This is a genomic window from Nonomuraea sp. NPDC052116 (genome assembly GCF_040680035.1).
Lineage (GTDB): Bacteria > Actinomycetota > Actinomycetes > Streptosporangiales > Streptosporangiaceae > Nonomuraea > Nonomuraea angiospora_A.
In genome coordinates this window covers 1-1,199 of the sequence record NZ_JBFAWA010000112.1, presented here as the reverse complement: position 1 = coordinate 1,199, position 1,199 = coordinate 1, and the positions used below count along the sequence as shown (strand labels likewise).

Below are 1,199 nucleotides of genomic sequence, written 5' to 3'. Positions count from 1 at the left end.
GCTAGTGGCCCGTCACGCAACCTTGGCCGGGTAACTGGTCCAGCTTCGGATGGGCGAAGTGGCGGCGAAGCCGGTTTTCGGTTGGGCACGGGCGTTGCGCCAGCGGACGTAGCCACCGATCGCCGTGTTCTGCTCGTCATGGGAACGGTGATCGGTGCCGTTCAGGGCGTAATAACGCAGCGCGGCGAACTCGGACTCGATCCAGTTCAGCCACGAGCCGTAGGTCGGCAGGAACACCAGCTCGACGTCGTTGTCGGCGGCCCACGCTCGGACTTGGGGATGCTTATGCGGCGAGTAGTTGTCCATGATCACATACAGCCTCTCGCCGGGCCACCGCGAACGCAGGGTCTTGAGGAAGGACAGAAACTCCCGCCACCGCTTGCGCCGGCGGATGCGGTAGTACAGCTTGCCGGTGGCCAGATCCAGCGCGGCGATCATGTGCATGACGCCGAAGTAACGGTTGTAGGTGGCCCGCAGCCGGGCCGGATTTCCGACTGGCCGCCACCGTTTACCCTTGCGGGGCAGCAGGTTCAACGGGCCGAACTCATCGACGCAGATCACCTTCCCGTCGGCGGGTGGGTGGTCGTATAACTCCAGCACCCGCTGCATCTTGGCGATGAAGTGCGGGTCGTTGGACGCCTTCCACGTGGTGGTGGCCTGCCAGCTCACGCCACCCTTGCGCAGGATGCGCCGCAGGTGCTCGCGGCTGAGGGCGTCCACCACGCCGCGGGCGATGAGGTGTTCGGCCAAGGTGCGCAAGCTCCAGGTGGAGTGGCCGGTGATGCCCCACTCGGCGGGGACCGTCCGGGCGATCAGACAGATGTGCTCGCGCACCTGCTCACTGATCGCCGGTGGCCGGCCCCCGCTCCATTTTGGGTCCAGCGCGTCGAACCCCCGCGCGTTGAAGGCGTGGATGACATCGCGCACGTAATCCTCACCGACCTGCATCAACGAGGTGATATCCGGCACGCTCTGCCCTTGCCCCGACATCATCACCACGATCGCCCGGCGCAGCTTGACCGGGTCCTTCGCACTCCGGGTGATGCGCTGGATCTTCCGGCCCTCGTCCATCGACAAGGGCCGGACGAACACATCCGGTGGACGAGCCACGACTACCTCCCAGCTTCAGAGGCAGCCAGCCTGACGGGTTCACCAGCCGAGATCAATTACCCGGTCAACGTTCCGGGACGGCCCACTAG

The 1,199-nt window shown here is 65.5% G+C and carries 1 protein-coding gene; it reads right to left on the bottom strand.

All coding sequences use genetic code 11. The features are described 5' to 3' along the window. Nucleotides 1–12: 12 nt before the first annotated feature. A complete protein-coding gene (locus tag AB0L65_RS62910; protein WP_364267625.1) occupies nucleotides 13–1,110 on the bottom strand; it encodes an IS630 family transposase in 1,098 nt (365 codons plus the stop codon). Nucleotides 1,111–1,199 lie beyond the last annotated feature (89 nt).